The organism is Corynebacterium sp. UMB6689, assembly GCF_030215295.1.
GTDB lineage: Bacteria > Actinomycetota > Actinomycetes > Mycobacteriales > Mycobacteriaceae > Corynebacterium > Corynebacterium aurimucosum.
Genome location: NZ_JASOLS010000167.1, coordinates 1 through 274, shown reverse-complemented (window position 1 = coordinate 274; position 274 = coordinate 1). Strand labels below are relative to the sequence as shown.

Annotated in this window: 1 protein-coding gene; it reads right to left on the bottom strand. The window is 39.8% G+C overall.

The genetic code is table 11. The annotated features are described in order from the left end of the window. Positions 1-260 (bottom strand): hypothetical protein (locus QP363_RS13100; protein WP_284764803.1); only part of this gene is annotated, 260 nt, incomplete at its 3' end. Positions 261-274 lie beyond the last annotated feature (14 nt).

Below are 274 nucleotides of genomic sequence, written 5' to 3'. Positions count from 1 at the left end.
CTTTCGTTGTGTTCTACACTTTTCGTTGCTAAGTCATCCAATCTCTCATCGTGCTTTTCAAGTTCTGACCAGATCTTAATTACTTGATCCCGCGATTCTTGAATCTTTTCGTTGGACACTTTTAGCTCATGCTTAATATCGACTAGCGTGTCATTTATGGTCTTAACCCCTTTATATCCTGCATACATCACGCCAATAAAAAAAGTGACCAACGGCCACCACTCTTTGACGAAAAGCATAATTTCTACAAACAAATTCATTTCACACCTCCCCC